Here is a 16,176-nt window from a genome sequence, read left to right on the forward strand (position 1 = left end):
ACCCATCCGGGGCCGCCTCGCGGGCCCGATCACTTTTTGATTAGCTTAGCGTAAAAGAAGCCGTCGCCTTCTGTCGCGCTGGGCAGATTCTGAATGCCGGGCATTTGTTGCGATCCGGTGCCATCAAGCTGTGCATCCCGCGTTCTTGCAAGAAATGCGCGGATCTGCTCGCTGTTTTCTTCCGGCAAAATCGAGCAGGTAGCATACAGCAGCGTACCGCCTGGCTTCAGATGCGGCCAGATGGCGTCCAGAATTTCGGACTGCAATTGCGCCAGCTCGGCGATATCGGAATCACGGCGCAGCCATTTGATATCCGGATGGCGGCGAATTACGCCGGTTGCTGAGCAGGGGGCATCCAGCAGAATACGATCGAACTGCGTATCGCCGCACCATTGCGTCGGGAAACGGCCATCGCCCACTTTAACTTCTGCCTTCATATTAAGACGTTTCAGGTTGTCGTTGACTCGAGTGATACGCTGCGCGTCAACGTCCACCGCCATCACTCTGGCCTGCGGCGCGGCTTCGAGGATATGCGTAGTTTTTCCGCCAGGAGCCGCGCAGAGATCAAGAATGGTCTCGCCGTTTTGCGGTGCCAGAAGCTCGACGCACCCCTGCGCCGAGGCGTCCTGAACCGTGACCCAGCCCTCTTCGAAACCAGGAAGAGCGCTAACCGGCGCCGGGGCTTCAAGACGTACGGCGTCCGGATATCGCGGATGGGTATGGCCCGTCATCCCGTTTTCTTCCAGCAGCCTGAGCCACTCGTCACGGGAATGATGCTGACGATTAACGCGCAGCCACATCGGCGGACGCTCGTTATTGGCTTCTGCTATTGCCTGCCACTGCTGCGGATAAGCTGTCTGCAGGCGTTTTAAGATCCACAGCGGGTGTAGATAGCGTGCATCCTGCCCCGCGAATTCGGCCAGCAACTCCTCCTGCTGGCGCTGGAACTGGCGCAAAACGCCATTAATGAGGCCCTTAAACTGCATGCGCTTGATCGCCACCGCGCCTTCGACAGTTTCCGCCAGCGCGGCGTGTGGAGGAATGCGCGTATATAGCAGCTGGTAGAAACCCACCATTATCAGGTAGTGAATGGTGCGCTGCTTGCCGGTCATCGGACGTGACATCAGCTTATTGATAAGCCATTCCAGCTGCGAGAACGTGCGAAGCACGCCGAAACAAAGCTCCTGAAGCAGGGCTTTATCTTTATCGGAGACTTTGTGCTGAAGGGGCGGCAGAACGGTACTAAGTGACTGGCCTTTTTCGACTACCTGTTCGATAGCCTGCGCCGCCATGCTGCGCAGATTAATGGATTTTTTCATAGCCACGGGCAGGTTAACCTGCGTTTAAAATAAAAAGGCCCGGAAAACCGGGCTGTTAATGCCGTCGCTCAGGCAAGAATATTGCCTGGCGTAAACCACTCCCGGCGGGAGTTTAAAAGATCCTGCGCTGACATCGGCTTTTTGCCCGCAGGCTGGAGATCTTCAAGGTTTAGTATGCCATCGGCTGTCGCAATCTGGATGCCCTGTTTACCAGCTTCAAGCACGGTGCCGGGCGCTGCTTTGCTCTGCTGATCCAACACTGACGCTTTCCAGACTTTAACGGGCTGGTCGTCAATCATGAAATAGCTGACGGGCCATGGATTAAACGCACGGATACAGCGTTCCAGTTGAACTGCGGAAAGCATCCAGTCGAGGCGTGCTTCTTCTTTACTGAGCTTTTCCGCATAAGTCGCTTTGGCATCATCCTGCTTCTCAGGAACCACGGCGCCGGATGCGAGATCGCTCAGAGTGGCGAGCAATCCCTGCGGGCCCATTTGCGCGAGCTTGTCATACAGCGAGGCGCTGGTATCTTCTGCCGTAATCGGGCAGGTGAGCTTACGCAGCATATCACCCGTATCAAGCCCTTTGTCCATCTGCATGATAGTCACGCCGGTTTGCGTATCGCCCGCCCAGAGCGAACGCTGGATAGGCGCCGCACCGCGCCAGCGCGGCAGCAGCGAACCGTGGACGTTAATGCAGCCAAGACGCGGCATGGCAAGCACCGCTTCCGGAAGAATGAGTCCGTAGGCGACAACCACCATCACATCCGCATTCAGCGCAGCCACGAGCTCCTGATTTTCAACAGGGCGCAGAGACTTTGGCTGGAAAATCGGCAGACCGTTTTCCTCAGCCAGCACCTTCACAGGCCCAGCCATTAGCTTCTTACCGCGGCCTGCCGGGCGGTCTGGCTGAGTAAACACGCCGACAATCTCATGGGAAGAGGACAACAGCGCCTCAAGATGACGCGCTGCGAAATCCGGCGTACCGGCGAAAATAATGCGAAGTGACTCGGACACGTTATTCCCTGTCTTTATTTAACCTGCGGCTTTCGCCTTCATGCGATCCAGTTTTTCAACTTTCTGACGAATACGCTGACGCTTCATCGGCGACAGATAATCGATAAAGAGTTTACCGACCAGGTGATCCATTTCGTGCTGGATACAAATAGCCAGCAGGCCGTCAGCTTCCAGTTCGAAAGAGTTACCGTTGCGGTCGAGCGCGCGAATTTTTACTTTCTCGGCGCGCGGCACAAAAGCGCGCTGTTCCGGAATCGACAGGCAACCTTCTTCAATACCGGTCTCGCCGGATTGTTCCAGTAACTCCGGGTTGATAAGCACGAGACGCTCATCGCGGTTTTCGGAGACATCAATCACGATAATGCGCTGATGAATGTCCACCTGGGTCGCCGCGAGCCCAATGCCTTCTTCGGCGTACATCGTGTCGAACATATCATCAACGATACGCTGAATATCTGCATTAACTTCTTTAACCGGTTCAGCGACGATGCGAAGCCGCTCGTCCGGAATATGTAATACCTGCAAAACTGACATAAGTTTCCAGAGCTGTATTCAAGAGTTGAAAGGATCTTATCCTCTATTCTAGACAAATCCCCTTTTGATTGACAGCATCAGCGACGAATCACAGGGATGAGAGAACGGCGTCTGGCGAGGGGTAGCGCAATGTCACCAACGGAGATTTGGTTACGCCTGATGGCGGTTTACAGCCTGAGCGGTGAAATAATGGTTCGGGCTTTTCAGCGTCTGCAAAACATGCAGGAGGATCCCGCTGACGCGTTGCGTCTGGCCGGATTAAATGCGAAGCAGCGAACGCTATTTTTCAGTTATCCCGCCGCGAAGCTTGATGCGGCCCTGCGCTGGCTTGATATTCCAGGCCATCATCTGCTGACGGCGCTCTCTCCTGCGTACCCAGATTTTCTGCGCGCGATCGAATGGTTTCCCGGTGCGCTGCTTGTGGCAGGCGACCCTGCGGCACTGGCCCGGCCGCAGCTGGCTGTCGTCGGTAGCCGCCATCATTCCTGGTATGGCGAACATTGGGGGAGCAAGCTCTGTTACGCGCTGGCGGAAAGCGGTCTGACGCTAACCAGCGGCCTTGCGCTGGGTATCGATGCCGTGGCGCATCGTAGTGCGCTACGCGCGCAAGGGACAACGGTCGCAGTACTGGGCAACGGTCTGGCGCAGATTTATCCCGCTCGGCACCGTAAACTGGCAGAAGAGATTATTACGCGGGGCGGCGCGGTCATTTCCGAATTCCCCTTTGAGGCACAGCCCCGGCCGGCCAATTTCCCCAGACGTAATCGCATCATCAGCGGGCTAAGCATTGGCGTGCTGGTGGTGGAGGCGGCATTACGCAGCGGCTCACTCGTCACCGCCCGGTGTGCGCTTGAGCAAGGGCGGGAGGTGTTCGCGCTTCCCGGCCCTGTCGGCAATCCTGGCTGCGAAGGGCCGCACTGGCTGATTCAGCAAGGCGCGATAGCCGTTACACACCCTCAGGACATTATCGATTATTTACAAAACGAGCTGCCCTGGCTTAACGCGACGAATTATTCACCGGATCAAGAGGAAGGTGCATTGCCATTTCCCGGGCTGTTGGCTAACGTAGGAGATGAGGTTACACCTGTTGACGTCGTCGCTGAACGTGCCGGCCAACCTGTGCCATTGACGGTAGCCCAGCTACTCGAACTGGAGTTAGCAGGATGGATCGCAGCTGTACCCGGCGGCTATGTCCGAGTGAGGAGGGCAGGCCATGTTCGACGTACTAATGTATTTGTTTGAAACCTATATCCATAACGAAGCTGAGATGCGCGTTGACCAGGATAAGCTGACGCGGGACCTGACGGATGCGGGTTTTGATCAGGAAGATATTTTTAACGCGCTGTTATGGCTGGAGAAGCTGGCGGATTATCAGGAAGGGCTTTCCGCACCGATGCAACTGGCGTCGGATCCACTCTCAATGCGAATTTTTACCGCAGAAGAGTGTCAGCGGCTGGACGCCAGCTGTCGGGGGTTCCTGCTGTTTCTGGAACAAATTCAGGTGCTGAATCTCGAAACTCGTGAAATGGTCATTGAGCGCGTCATGGCGCTGGATACCGCTGAGTTTGATTTAGAAGATTTGAAATGGGTCATCCTGATGGTGCTTTTCAACATTCCCGGATGTGAAAATGCCTATCAACAAATGGAAGAACTGCTCTTTGAAGTGAATGACGGTATGCTGCACTGATATTTTCAGCGCAGTGGTGAATTATGGCAAGGTCAGCACTCTTTTCAGTGCCCAAACACGAGCCCTGCCCAAAATGCGGGGCTGAACTTCTTATTCGTTCCGGGAAACATGGTCCTTTCCTGGGATGTTCGCATTATCCTGAATGTGATTACGTCCGGCCGCTGAAAGGGCAGGCGGATGGTCATATTGTCAAAGTACTTGAAGGGCAGCAGTGTCCGACATGCGATGCGACCCTGGTGCTCCGGCAGGGGCGCTTCGGCATGTTCATCGGCTGTAGCCGCTACCCTGAATGTGAGCATACCGAGCAGATCGACAAGCCCGACGATACCGCGCTTGCCTGCCCGCAGTGCAGCACCGGTCATCTGGTGCAGCGGCGTTCACGCTTTGGCAAAACCTTTTATTCCTGCGATCGCTATCCGGAATGCCAGTTTGTTATTAATTTCAAACCGGTAGCCGGCGAGTGTCCGGAATGTCATTATCCCCTCCTTATAGAAAAGAAAACCGCACAAGGCGTAAAACGTTTTTGTGCCAGTAAACAATGTGGAAAGCCGGTAACGGCGGAATCAGATCGTGAAGAATAACCAGCCTGCGGACGCGACATTGCATATCGTCGACGTCCTTAAAAATGAAAATGTCATCGCTTACCCGACAGAAGCCGTTTTCGGCGTGGGGTGCGATCCGGATAGCGAAACCGCTGTAAAACGTCTGCTTGAACTTAAGCAGCGGCCCATGGAAAAAGGGCTCATCCTGATTGCGGCGAATTTCGAACAACTGGAGCCTTATATAGATGACAAGGCTCTGACGCCTGAACAGCGTGAAGCGGTGTTTGCCTGCTGGCCCGGGCCGGTAACGTTCGTCTTCCCGGCGAAACCGTCAACACCCCGCTGGCTGACCGGCCGTTTTGATTCGCTGGCGGTGCGCGTGACCAATCACCCACAGGTTATTGCGCTGTGCGAAGCCTTCGGTAAGCCTCTGGTATCGACCAGTGCAAATCTCTCCGGACTGGAGCCGTGCCGTACGGCGCAGGAAGTGCTGGCGCAGTTCGGCGACGATTTCCCTGTATTGCATGGCGCAACGGGGGGGCGACAAAATCCTTCCGAGATCCGTGATGCGCTCACAGGTGAACTTTTCCGACAAGGTTAATGCATGGAAACTTACGCCGTTTTTGGTAATCCTGTCGCACACAGCAAATCGCCGTTTATACATCAGCAATTTGCAGCACAGCTCAGGATTGAGCATCCCTACGGACGCGTACTGGCGCCGCTTGATTCGTTCCTGGAGACGCTGGAAGGCTTCTTCAGTGCCGGGGGAAAAGGCGCCAATATTACGATGCCGTTCAAGGAACCGGCTTTTGCCCGTGCGGATGAATTGACCGAAAGGGCGGCCCTGGCTGGGGCGGTCAACACGCTGAAGCGGCTCGAAGACGGACGCTTACTGGGCGATAATACCGATGGTATCGGCTTGCTGAGCGATCTTGAGCGTCTCGGTATGATCAAACCGCGTTACCGTATCCTTCTTGTAGGGGCGGGGGGCGCAGCCAGAGGCGTATTGTTGCCGCTGCTTTCATTAGATTGCGCAGTGACAATAACCAACCGCACTTTTGCGCGTGCGCAGGTGCTGGCGGACCTGTTCAGCCATACCGGTAGTGTCAGCGCCGTTGCGCTCCAGGATCTGGACGGTCATGCATTCGATCTTATTATCAATGCCACCTCAAGTGGTGTTAGCGGTGAGATCCCGCCGCTCCCGGCTTCGCTGGTGAATGAGAAAACGGCGTGCTACGACATGTTCTACCAGAAAGGGCTGACTCCGTTCCTGTCCTGGTGCACAACGCAGGGCGCCACCCAGCTGGCGGATGGATTAGGTATGCTGGTGGGACAGGCGGCCCATGCGGTTCTGCTCTGGCATGGCGTACTGCCGGAAGTGGCGCCTGTCATTGAAAAGCTTAAAGAGGAGCTGGCGCAATGAATCAGGCGATTCAGTTCCCGGATCGTGAATACTGGGATGAGGAACAGCAAGCCGTTTGCTTTCCGGCGCTGGCGAATGGGCTGGTGTTAACATGCGCTATCAATAAAACTGCCCTGGCGGCCCGCTTCTCCGCTGATACGCCGCAGGGGTGGTTAGCCGCGTTCCGCCAGCACCGATGGGATCTGGAAGAGGAAGCTGAGCAGCTTATCGCTGCCCAGCAAGAGGATGATCAGGGTTGGGTCTGGCTCTCCTGAGCCAGATACTCATCTTTCCACTTCACATAATTATTGGCGGAATAGCGCAGTCCTTCCCGCTCCGAGTCTTTTAAAGGACGAATCTGTTTTACCGGGCTGCCGAGATACAGGTAGCCGCTTTCCAGTCGTTTATTCTGTGGCACCAGGCTGCCGGCGCCTATCATCACGTCGTCTTCTATAATGGCGCCGTCGAGGACGATCGATCCCATACCAACCAGCACGCGATTACCGATCGTGCAGCCGTGCAGCATAACTTTATGCCCAACGGTAACATCTTCGCCAATGCGCAGCGGATTACCTTCAGGGTTATAAGAAGACTTATGCGTGACGTGCAGTATGCTGCCATCCTGAATATTGGTGCGCGCGCCAATCGAGACATAATTAACATCGCCACGGATAACCACCAGAGGCCAGACGCCAACATCATCAGCCATTCTCACATCGCCAATCACTACGCTTGAGCTATCCAGCATTACGCGCTGGCCGGTTTGGGGGAACGTATTTTTATAAGAACGCAATACAGAAGACATGATCGCCTCGGTTTCGTATCAATCGATATGAAGACTTTGGTTGGATTTAAGGCGCTGCGCAAGGGCAAATGCGTGTATTCGTTGAGCAGATCGAGCGGGATCGCAGCAATGCGCGTGAAAAAACGGCAGTTGAAAGAAAAGATCGAAAAAAGGGTTGTGCTGAAAACTGAGATCCCTATAATGCGCCTCCATCGAGACGGCAATGTGAAGCACTTCACGAAATAGCCGAAGCGATGAGAGAAAAATCCTGAAATTAAGGGTTGACTCTGAAAGAGGAAAGCGTAATATACGCCACCTCGCGACAGCAGGCTGAAGGCCGCGTCGCACCGCTCTTTAACAATTTATCAGACAATCTGTGTGGGCACTCGGGGCACTGATATCTTAACGTCTTCGGACGATAAATGAATATCAAGTCTCAAGTGAACAACAGTTAATTCATTACGAACTAACAGTTTAATTCTTTGAGCATCAAACTTTTAATTGAAGAGTTTGATCATGGCTCAGATTGAACGCTGGCGGCAGGCCTAACACATGCAAGTCGAACGGTAACAGGAAGCAGCTTGCTGCTTTGCTGACGAGTGGCGGACGGGTGAGTAATGTCTGGGAAACTGCCTGATGGAGGGGGATAACTACTGGAAACGGTAGCTAATACCGCATAACGTCGCAAGACCAAAGTGGGGGACCTTCGGGCCTCATGCCATCAGATGTGCCCAGATGGGATTAGCTAGTAGGTGGGGTAACGGCTCACCTAGGCGACGATCCCTAGCTGGTCTGAGAGGATGACCAGCCACACTGGAACTGAGACACGGTCCAGACTCCTACGGGAGGCAGCAGTGGGGAATATTGCACAATGGGCGCAAGCCTGATGCAGCCATGCCGCGTGTATGAAGAAGGCCTTCGGGTTGTAAAGTACTTTCAGCGAGGAGGAAGGGGTTAAGGTTAATAACCTTGGCCATTGACGTTACTCGCAGAAGAAGCACCGGCTAACTCCGTGCCAGCAGCCGCGGTAATACGGAGGGTGCAAGCGTTAATCGGAATTACTGGGCGTAAAGCGCACGCAGGCGGTCTGTCAAGTCGGATGTGAAATCCCCGGGCTCAACCTGGGAACTGCATCCGAAACTGGCAGGCTTGAGTCTCGTAGAGGGGGGTAGAATTCCAGGTGTAGCGGTGAAATGCGTAGAGATCTGGAGGAATACCGGTGGCGAAGGCGGCCCCCTGGACGAAGACTGACGCTCAGGTGCGAAAGCGTGGGGAGCAAACAGGATTAGATACCCTGGTAGTCCACGCCGTAAACGATGTCGACTTGGAGGTTGTGCCCTTGAGGCGTGGCTTCCGGAGCTAACGCGTTAAGTCGACCGCCTGGGGAGTACGGCCGCAAGGTTAAAACTCAAATGAATTGACGGGGGCCCGCACAAGCGGTGGAGCATGTGGTTTAATTCGATGCAACGCGAAGAACCTTACCTGGTCTTGACATCCAGAGAATCCTGCAGAGATGCGGGAGTGCCTTCGGGAACTCTGAGACAGGTGCTGCATGGCTGTCGTCAGCTCGTGTTGTGAAATGTTGGGTTAAGTCCCGCAACGAGCGCAACCCTTATCCTTTGTTGCCAGCACATCATGGTGGGAACTCAAAGGAGACTGCCGGTGATAAACCGGAGGAAGGTGGGGATGACGTCAAGTCATCATGGCCCTTACGACCAGGGCTACACACGTGCTACAATGGCGCATACAAAGAGAAGCGACCTCGCGAGAGCAAGCGGACCTCATAAAGTGCGTCGTAGTCCGGATTGGAGTCTGCAACTCGACTCCATGAAGTCGGAATCGCTAGTAATCGTGGATCAGAATGCCACGGTGAATACGTTCCCGGGCCTTGTACACACCGCCCGTCACACCATGGGAGTGGGTTGCAAAAGAAGTAGGTAGCTTAACCTTCGGGAGGGCGCTTACCACTTTGTGATTCATGACTGGGGTGAAGTCGTAACAAGGTAACCGTAGGGGAACCTGCGGTTGGATCACCTCCTTACCTGCAAGATACAACCTCGCGTGCTCACACAGATTGTCTGATAGAAAGTAAAGAAGCAAGACGGCTGCGAAGTCGTGACACGCTGTGTCCCCTTCGTCTAGCGGTTAGGACTCCGCCCTTTCACGGCGGCAACAGGGGTTCGAATCCCCTAGGGGACGCCACTTGCTGGGTGTGGGTGAAAGACACAACCAACCGATATCTCAAAACTGACTGTTAAGTCACGTTTGAGATATTTGCTCTTTAACAATCCGGAACAAGCTGAAAATTGAAACAGACATGCTGCTGCATTCTTCCGTAAACAGGGAATGCGCGGTGTGTCAGAGTCTCTCAAACTCGCAGCACGAAGACTTCTTCGGGTTGTGAGGTTAAGCGAACAAGCGTACACGGTGGATGCCCTGGCAGTCAGAGGCGATGAAGGACGTGCTAATCTGCGAAAAGCGCCGGTAAGGTGATATGAACCGTTATAACCGGCGATGTCCGAATGGGGAAACCCAGTGTGATTCGTCACACTATCTCAGCATGAATACATAGTGCTGTGAGGCGAACCGGGGGAACTGAAACATCTAAGTACCCCGAGGAAAAGAAATCAACCGAGATTCCCCCAGTAGCGGCGAGCGAACGGGGAACAGCCCAGAGCCTGAATCAGCTTGTGTGTCAGTGGAACGGTCTGGAAAGGCCGGCGATACAGGGTGACAGCCCCGTACACGAAGGCACACAGGCTGTGAGCTCGATGAGTAGGGCGGGACACGTGATATCCTGTCTGAAGATGGGGGGACCATCCTCCAAGGCTAAATACTCCTGACTGACCGATAGTGAACCAGTACCGTGAGGGAAAGGCGAAAAGAACCCCGGCGAGGGGAGTGAAACAGAACCTGAAACCGTGTACGTACAAGCAGTGGGAGCCTTCGTAAGAGGGTGACTGCGTACCTTTTGTATAATGGGTCAGCGACTTATATTCTGTAGCAAGGTTAACCGTATAGGGGAGCCGAAGGGAAACCGAGTCTTAATTGGGCGTTAAGTTGCAGGGTATAGACCCGAAACCCGGTGATCTAGCCATGGGCAGGTTGAAGGTTGGGTAACACTAACTGGAGGACCGAACCGACTAATGTTGAAAAATTAGCGGATGACCTGTGGCTGGGGGTGAAAGGCCAATCAAACCGGGAGATAGCTGGTTCTCCCCGAAAGCTATTTAGGTAGCGCCTCGTGAACTCATCTTCGGGGGTAGAGCACTGTTTCGGCTAGGGGGCCATCCCGGCTTACCAACCCGATGCAAACTGCGAATACCGAAGAATGTTATCACGGGAGACACACGGCGGGTGCTAACGTCCGTCGTGAAGAGGGAAACAACCCAGACCGCCAGCTAAGGTCCCAAAGTCATGGTTAAGTGGGAAACGATGTGGGAAGGCCCAGACAGCCAGGATGTTGGCTTAGAAGCAGCCATCATTTAAAGAAAGCGTAATAGCTCACTGGTCGAGTCGGCCTGCGCGGAAGATGTAACGGGGCTAAACCATGCACCGAAGCTGCGGCAGCGACACTATGTGTTGTTGGGTAGGGGAGCGTTCTGTAAGCCTGCGAAGGTGTGCTGTGAGGCATGCTGGAGGTATCAGAAGTGCGAATGCTGACATAAGTAACGATAAAGCGGGTGAAAAGCCCGCTCGCCGGAAGACCAAGGGTTCCTGTCCAACGTTAATCGGGGCAGGGTGAGTCGACCCCTAAGGCGAGGCCGAAAGGCGTAGTCGATGGGAAACAGGTTAATATTCCTGTACTTGGTGTTACTGCGAAGGGGGGACGGAGAAGGCTATGTTGGCCGGGCGACGGTTGTCCCGGTTTAAGCGTGTAGGTGTGATGACCAGGCAAATCCGGTTGTCTTTAACACTGAGGCGTGATGACGAGGCACTACGGTGCTGAAGCAATAAATGCCCTGCTTCCAGGAAAAGCCTCTAAGCATCAGGTAACACGAAATCGTACCCCAAACCGACACAGGTGGTCAGGTAGAGAATACCAAGGCGCTTGAGAGAACTCGGGTGAAGGAACTAGGCAAAATGGTGCCGTAACTTCGGGAGAAGGCACGCTGACATGTAGGTGAAGCCCCTGCGGGTGGAGCTGAAGTCAGTCGAAGATACCAGCTGGCTGCAACTGTTTATTAAAAACACAGCACTGTGCAAACACGAAAGTGGACGTATACGGTGTGACGCCTGCCCGGTGCCGGAAGGTTAATTGATGGGGTTATCGCAAGAGAAGCTCCTGATCGAAGCCCCGGTAAACGGCGGCCGTAACTATAACGGTCCTAAGGTAGCGAAATTCCTTGTCGGGTAAGTTCCGACCTGCACGAATGGCGTAATGATGGCCAGGCTGTCTCCACCCGAGACTCAGTGAAATTGAACTCGCTGTGAAGATGCAGTGTACCCGCGGCAAGACGGAAAGACCCCGTGAACCTTTACTACAGCTTGACACTGAACATTGAGCCTTGATGTGTAGGATAGGTGGGAGGCTTTGAAGCGTGGACGCCAGTCTGCGTGGAGCCAACCTTGAAATACCACCCTTTAATGTTTGATGTTCTAACCTGGCGCCATAATCTGGCGTGGGGACAGTGTCTGGTGGGTAGTTTGACTGGGGCGGTCTCCTCCCAAAGTGTAACGGAGGAGCACGAAGGTCAGCTAATCCTGGTCGGACATCAGGAGGTTAGTGCAATGGCATAAGCTGGCTTGACTGCGAGAGTGACGGCTCGAGCAGGTGCGAAAGCAGGTCATAGTGATCCGGTGGTTCTGTATGGAAGGGCCATCGCTCAACGGATAAAAGGTACTCCGGGGATAACAGGCTGATACCGCCCAAGAGTTCATATCGACGGCGGTGTTTGGCACCTCGATGTCGGCTCATCACATCCTGGGGCTGAAGTAGGTCCCAAGGGTATGGCTGTTCGCCATTTAAAGTGGTACGCGAGCTGGGTTTAGAACGTCGTGAGACAGTTCGGTCCCTATCTGCCGTGGGCGCTGGAGAATTGAGGGGGGCTGCTCCCAGTACGAGAGGACCGGAGTGGACGCATCACTGGTGTTCGGGTTGTCATGCCAATGGCACTGCCCGGTAGCTAAATGCGGAAGAGATAAGTGCTGAAAGCATCTAAGCACGAAACTTGCCCCGAGATGAGTTCTCCCTGAGACTTTAAGTCTCCTGAAGGAACGTTGAAGACGACGACGTTGATAGGCCGGGTGTGTAAGCGCAGCGATGCGTTGAGCTAACCGGTACTAATGAACCGTGAGGCTTAACCTTACAACGCCAAAGAAGTCTGGCGTGTTGAGAGATGATATTCAGCTTGTGACGGATAAACGTTCATGGCGGTATGCGGTGAACGGACAGAATTTGCCTGGCGGCTGTAGCGCGGTGGTCCCACCTGACCCCATGCCGAACTCAGAAGTGAAACGCCGTAGCGCCGATGGTAGTGTGGGGCCTCCCCATGCGAGAGTAGGGAACTGCCAGGCATCAAACAAACAGAAAAGCCTCATGCGAAAGCATGGGGCTTTTTTGTTTTCTCCCGCCAGCACTCCGCATCACTTCCCTCGCCGGCGCTTTCTTTCATGCTGCCGCGCCCTGCTTTTCGTACTGTGCTGAGCCTGGAAAAGCGCTCAGGCAGGCGGGGTTTATCGGTAAAAGAGTTCTTATCAGTGAATAACCAGAGAGAAACGCGCGGGCACGTTCTGAACGCGGGCTGAAAAAGTACTCCTGTGGCGGCGCCGCTTCCACACTCTCGCCGCGATCCATAAAGCTAACCCGGCCGGCAACCGTTCGCGCAAACCCCATTTCGTGCGTCACGCACAGCCGGACCATGCCGCATCTCTCCGGTAACCTTTTATGACACATCCCGCCATCCTCTGTCCCCCATACCAGCCCACTTTCCTGACTGAAGATCCCCGCATTCACCCTTCCCGTGAAACATTTTCACCTTATGCTGGTACGCTCGACATTCACGCTATTCCTGGTTATTGTTGGCTGTCTGGATGTCTAAACGTATAAACGTGTGTTGTGAGGAAAAGGTTATGCCGATTCGGGTGCCTGATGAGTTACCAGCCGTAAACTTTCTGCGTCAGGAAAATGTCTTCGTGATGACAACATCACGCGCCAGCGTTCAGGAGATCCGTCCGCTTAAGGTGCTGATCCTGAATCTGATGCCCAAGAAAATCGAAACGGAAAATCAGTTCCTGCGGCTCCTGTCTAACTCACCTTTGCAGGTCGATATCCGCTTGCTGCGTATCGACAGCCGTGAATCGCGCAATACGCCTGCGGAGCATCTCAATAACTTCTACTGCAACTTCGACGATATCTGTAATGAGAACTATGACGGCTTAATCGTTACTGGCGCCCCGCTGGGCCTGGTGGAGTTCAATGATGTCGCTTACTGGCCGCAAATCAAGCAGGTGCTTGAGTGGGCGAAAGAGCACGTCACCTCGACGCTTTTTGTCTGTTGGGCTGTGCAGGCTGCACTGAATATCCTGTATGGCATTCCTAAACAGACGCGACAAGAGAAAATCTCCGGGGTCTATGAGCATCACATCACGCAGCCACACGCGTTGCTGACTAAAGGTTTTGACGACTCTTTCCTGGCGCCGCATTCACGCTATGCCGATTTCCCGGCAGCGTTGATCCGCGATTATACCGACCTTGATATTCTTGCCGAATCAGAAGAGGGCGATGCTTACCTGTTTGCCAGTAAGGATAAGCGTATCGCGTTTGTCACCGGCCATCCGGAATATGACGCTTTGACGCTCGCAGGCGAATATTTTCGCGATGTTGAAGCAGGTCTTGCGCCACGCGTCCCCTACAACTACTTCCCGAATGACGATCCCACCAGGACGCCGCGCGCTACCTGGCGGAGCCATGGCAACCTGCTTTTCACCAACTGGCTCAACTATTACGTGTACCAGATCACTCCATACGATCTGCGCCATATGAACCCTACGCTCGAATAAAATTCCACGCACAAGATCCTTAAGCGTTTCAGCACGCTTCAGAAGGCACCCTCGGGTGCCTTTTTTGTTTTTGAAAATCAATTCACTCTCCGCTTTCCCTTTATTTTATTCAAATTCAAAAGGTTGCATCTATTAAATGATAAAAATGGAAATTGTTTTTGATTTTGAAATTATATTGAGTAGTCTTAATGGTACTGTACGAAATCTGAACGTAAGAGATCGCGTACGGCAGCAATGAGGAATCTTTTGGATCAAAACCGAGGAGCGCTGCTATGAATCAACAGGTCATTACCGCAGAACTGGCTTTTAGTCAGCCATTTGGCGAACAGGAACGACAGATCCTGACGCCCGAAGCCGTCGAGTTTCTTACTGAACTGGTGGCCCGTTTTACGCCGCAGCGTAACAGCCTGCTCGCGGCGCGCCAGCAGGTGCAGCATGATATCGACAGCGGGAAGCTGCCAGACTTTCTTTCGGAAACGGCTTCCATAAGAAATGGGGAATGGAAAATCCGCGGTATTCCTGACGATCTCCTCGACAGGCGCGTCGAGATAACAGGCCCGGTCGATCGCAAAATGGTGATCAACGCGCTCAACGCGAACGTCAAAGTTTTTATGGCAGATTTCGAGGATTCACTGGCCCCCGCATGGAGCAAAGTGATCGAGGGGCAGATAAACCTGCGCGATGCGATAAAAGGCACCATCACCTGGACCAACGAAGCGGGTAAAATTTATCAGCTCAAGCCCGACCCGGCCGTTCTGGTTTGCCGTGTGCGCGGCCTGCATCTGCCCGAAAAACATGTTACCTGGCGCGCCGAGCCCATTCCCGGCAGCCTGTTTGATTTCGCGCTCTACTTCTTCCATAACCATAAAAATCTGCTGGCCAAGGGCAGCGGCCCTTACTTCTACCTGCCGAAAACCCAGTCCTGGCGCGAAGCCGCCTGGTGGAGCGACGTGTTCAGCTATGCGGAAGACAGGTTCAGCCTGCCACGCGGCACCATTAAAGCCACCTTGCTTATCGAGACGCTGCCCGCCGTTTTCCAGATGGATGAAATCCTGCACGCGCTGCGTGATCATATCGTCGGGTTAAACTGTGGCCGCTGGGATTACATCTTTAGCTACATCAAAACCCTTAAAAACCATCCGGATCGCGTCCTGCCGGACAGACAATCCGTGACGATGGATAAACCTTTCCTGAACGCCTACTCCCGTCTGCTGATTAAAACCTGCCATCGCCGCGGCGCCTTCGCGATGGGCGGCATGGCGGCATTCATTCCCAGTAAAGAGAGCGAGCGCAACACCTGGGTGCTCAACAAAGTGAAAGCCGATAAAGAGCTTGAAGCCGCTAACGGTCATGACGGCACCTGGATTGCCCATCCGGGCCTCGGCGATACGGTGATGGCCGTGTTCGACCGCGCGCTCGGCGAGTATAAAAACCAGCTCCATGTGCTGCGCGACGATGATGCGCCCATTACCGCAGAACAACTCCTTGAGCCGTGCCCCGGCGAGCGCACTGAAGAGGGCATGCGCGCCAATATCCGCGTGGCGGTGCAATACATTGAAGCCTGGATCTCCGGCAACGGCTGCGTGCCGATTTATGGCCTGATGGAAGATGCCGCGACGGCGGAGATCTCGCGCACCTCCATCTGGCAGTGGATCCATCATCAGAAAACGCTCAGCAACGGCAAACAGGTGACCAAAGACCTGTTCCGCCAGATGCTTGCTGAAGAGATGCGCGTGATTCAGGAGGAGCTTGGCGAGCAGCGCTACAGCCATGGCCGCTTTGACGAGGCCGCTCGACTGATGGAGCAAATCACCACCTCTGATGAACTGATCGACTTCCTGACGCTGCCCGGCTATCGCCTGCTGGCCTGATCCTACACCACAACAAAAT

At 54.2% G+C, this 16,176-nt stretch carries 12 protein-coding genes, 1 tRNA gene, 3 rRNA genes and 1 pseudogene; 12 read left to right on the plus strand and 5 right to left on the minus strand.

Annotated elements, in window-relative coordinates:
- Positions 1-29 precede the first annotated feature (29 nt).
- The 3 genes from rsmB to def all read right to left on the minus strand — a co-directional run bounded on the left by rsmB (position 30) and on the right by def (position 2,869).
- Positions 30-1,319, minus strand: coding sequence for a 16S rRNA (cytosine(967)-C(5))-methyltransferase RsmB (gene rsmB / locus AFK63_RS00550; protein WP_038867226.1), 1,290 nt, complete (start codon positions 1,317-1,319; stop codon positions 30-32).
- Positions 1,320-1,387: 68 nt separating this feature from the next.
- A complete protein-coding gene (fmt, locus tag AFK63_RS00555; protein WP_038867228.1) occupies positions 1,388-2,335 on the minus strand; it encodes a methionyl-tRNA formyltransferase in 948 nt (315 codons plus the stop codon).
- 18 nt (positions 2,336-2,353) lie between these two features.
- On the minus strand, positions 2,354-2,869 hold the full coding sequence (gene def / locus AFK63_RS00560; RefSeq protein WP_038867230.1) for a peptide deformylase: 516 nt from the start codon (positions 2,867-2,869) through the stop codon (positions 2,354-2,356).
- Positions 2,870-2,998: 129 nt separating this feature from the next.
- Here def and dprA point away from each other — a divergent pair, with 129 nt between their 5' ends.
- From dprA to AFK63_RS00590, 6 genes are read left to right on the plus strand one after another with little or no spacing between them, the layout of a single operon-like run.
- Positions 2,999-4,111 carry a DNA-protecting protein DprA gene (gene dprA / locus AFK63_RS00565; RefSeq protein WP_038867232.1) on the plus strand — a complete coding sequence of 371 codons (1,113 nt, stop codon included), beginning with the start codon at positions 2,999-3,001 and terminating at the stop codon, positions 4,109-4,111.
- On the plus strand, positions 4,083-4,556 hold the full coding sequence (gene smg / locus AFK63_RS00570; protein ID WP_038867234.1) for a DUF494 family protein Smg: 474 nt from the start codon (positions 4,083-4,085) through the stop codon (positions 4,554-4,556). The genes dprA and smg overlap by 29 nt, the downstream gene beginning before the upstream one ends.
- Positions 4,557-4,579: 23 nt before the next feature.
- Positions 4,580-5,137 carry a DNA topoisomerase family protein gene (locus tag AFK63_RS19955; RefSeq protein ID WP_071603778.1) on the plus strand — a complete coding sequence of 186 codons (558 nt, stop codon included), beginning with the start codon at positions 4,580-4,582 and terminating at the stop codon, positions 5,135-5,137.
- Positions 5,127-5,699, plus strand: a complete 573-nt coding sequence (tsaC, locus tag AFK63_RS00580) for an L-threonylcarbamoyladenylate synthase type 1 TsaC (protein WP_038867239.1) — start codon at positions 5,127-5,129, stop codon at positions 5,697-5,699. The genes AFK63_RS19955 and tsaC overlap by 11 nt, the downstream gene beginning before the upstream one ends.
- Positions 5,700-5,702: 3 nt before the next feature.
- Positions 5,703-6,521 carry a shikimate dehydrogenase gene (gene aroE / locus AFK63_RS00585; RefSeq protein WP_038867241.1) on the plus strand — a complete coding sequence of 273 codons (819 nt, stop codon included), beginning with the start codon at positions 5,703-5,705 and terminating at the stop codon, positions 6,519-6,521.
- Positions 6,518-6,775: a DUF1488 family protein gene (locus AFK63_RS00590; RefSeq protein ID WP_038867250.1), complete on the plus strand. Its 258-nt coding sequence runs from the start codon at positions 6,518-6,520 to the stop codon at positions 6,773-6,775. Before aroE ends, AFK63_RS00590 begins: the two co-directional genes overlap by 4 nt.
- On the opposite strand, the gene AFK63_RS00595 is transcribed toward AFK63_RS00590, so the two are convergent.
- Positions 6,751-7,305 (minus strand): gamma carbonic anhydrase family protein, encoded by a 555-nt coding sequence (locus tag AFK63_RS00595; RefSeq protein ID WP_038867252.1) that lies wholly within the window; start codon positions 7,303-7,305, stop codon positions 6,751-6,753. The genes AFK63_RS00590 and AFK63_RS00595 overlap by 25 nt on opposite strands.
- Before the next feature lie 477 nt (positions 7,306-7,782).
- Here AFK63_RS00595 and AFK63_RS00605 point away from each other — a divergent pair.
- The 4 genes from AFK63_RS00605 to rrf all read left to right on the plus strand — a co-directional run bounded on the left by AFK63_RS00605 (position 7,783) and on the right by rrf (position 12,801).
- A 16S ribosomal RNA gene (locus AFK63_RS00605) occupies positions 7,783-9,325 on the plus strand.
- Between the two features lie 86 nt (positions 9,326-9,411).
- Positions 9,412-9,486, plus strand: a tRNA-Glu gene (locus tag AFK63_RS00610).
- Between the two features lie 202 nt (positions 9,487-9,688).
- Positions 9,689-12,592: ribosomal RNA gene (locus AFK63_RS00615) — 23S ribosomal RNA — on the plus strand.
- Positions 12,593-12,685: 93 nt separating this feature from the next.
- A 5S ribosomal RNA gene (gene rrf, locus AFK63_RS00620) occupies positions 12,686-12,801 on the plus strand.
- Together the 16S, 23S and 5S rRNA genes with 1 tRNA gene alongside form the textbook arrangement of a ribosomal RNA operon.
- Before the next feature lie 193 nt (positions 12,802-12,994).
- Here rrf and AFK63_RS19960 read toward each other — a convergent pair.
- A pseudogene (locus AFK63_RS19960) lies at positions 12,995-13,150 on the minus strand (amino acid ABC transporter ATP-binding protein); the annotation flags it as partial.
- A gap of 206 nt (positions 13,151-13,356) precedes the next feature.
- Here AFK63_RS19960 and metA point away from each other — a divergent pair.
- On the plus strand, positions 13,357-14,286 hold the full coding sequence (gene metA / locus AFK63_RS00625; RefSeq protein ID WP_038867261.1) for a homoserine O-acetyltransferase MetA: 930 nt from the start codon (positions 13,357-13,359) through the stop codon (positions 14,284-14,286).
- 272 nt (positions 14,287-14,558) lie between these two features.
- Positions 14,559-16,157 (plus strand): malate synthase A, encoded by a 1,599-nt coding sequence (aceB, locus tag AFK63_RS00630; protein WP_038867263.1) that lies wholly within the window; start codon positions 14,559-14,561, stop codon positions 16,155-16,157.
- Positions 16,158-16,176: the final 19 nt, after the last annotated feature.

Source organism: Cronobacter muytjensii ATCC 51329, assembly GCF_001277195.1.
Classification (GTDB): Bacteria; Pseudomonadota; Gammaproteobacteria; order Enterobacterales; family Enterobacteriaceae; genus Cronobacter; species Cronobacter muytjensii.

Bases quoted from the DNA above. Each gene is read 5' to 3' on its own strand.
- AFK63_RS00595 (WP_038867252.1), bottom strand. From the start codon at position 7,305: ATGTCTTCTGTATTGCGTTCTTATAAAAATACGTTCCCCCAAACCGGC.
- metA (WP_038867261.1), top strand. From the start codon at position 13,357: ATGCCGATTCGGGTGCCTGATGAGTTACCAGCCGTAAACTTTCTGCGT.
- AFK63_RS00590 (WP_038867250.1), top strand. From the start codon at position 6,518: ATGAATCAGGCGATTCAGTTCCCGGATCGTGAATACTGGGATGAGGAA.
- AFK63_RS19955 (WP_071603778.1), top strand. From the start codon at position 4,580: ATGGCAAGGTCAGCACTCTTTTCAGTGCCCAAACACGAGCCCTGCCCA.
- smg (WP_038867234.1), top strand. From the start codon at position 4,083: ATGTTCGACGTACTAATGTATTTGTTTGAAACCTATATCCATAACGAA.
- aroE (WP_038867241.1), top strand. From the start codon at position 5,703: ATGGAAACTTACGCCGTTTTTGGTAATCCTGTCGCACACAGCAAATCG.
- dprA (WP_038867232.1), top strand. From the start codon at position 2,999: ATGTCACCAACGGAGATTTGGTTACGCCTGATGGCGGTTTACAGCCTG.
- rsmB (WP_038867226.1), bottom strand. From the start codon at position 1,319: ATGAAAAAATCCATTAATCTGCGCAGCATGGCGGCGCAGGCTATCGAA.
- def (WP_038867230.1), bottom strand. From the start codon at position 2,869: ATGTCAGTTTTGCAGGTATTACATATTCCGGACGAGCGGCTTCGCATC.
- aceB (WP_038867263.1), top strand. From the start codon at position 14,559: ATGAATCAACAGGTCATTACCGCAGAACTGGCTTTTAGTCAGCCATTT.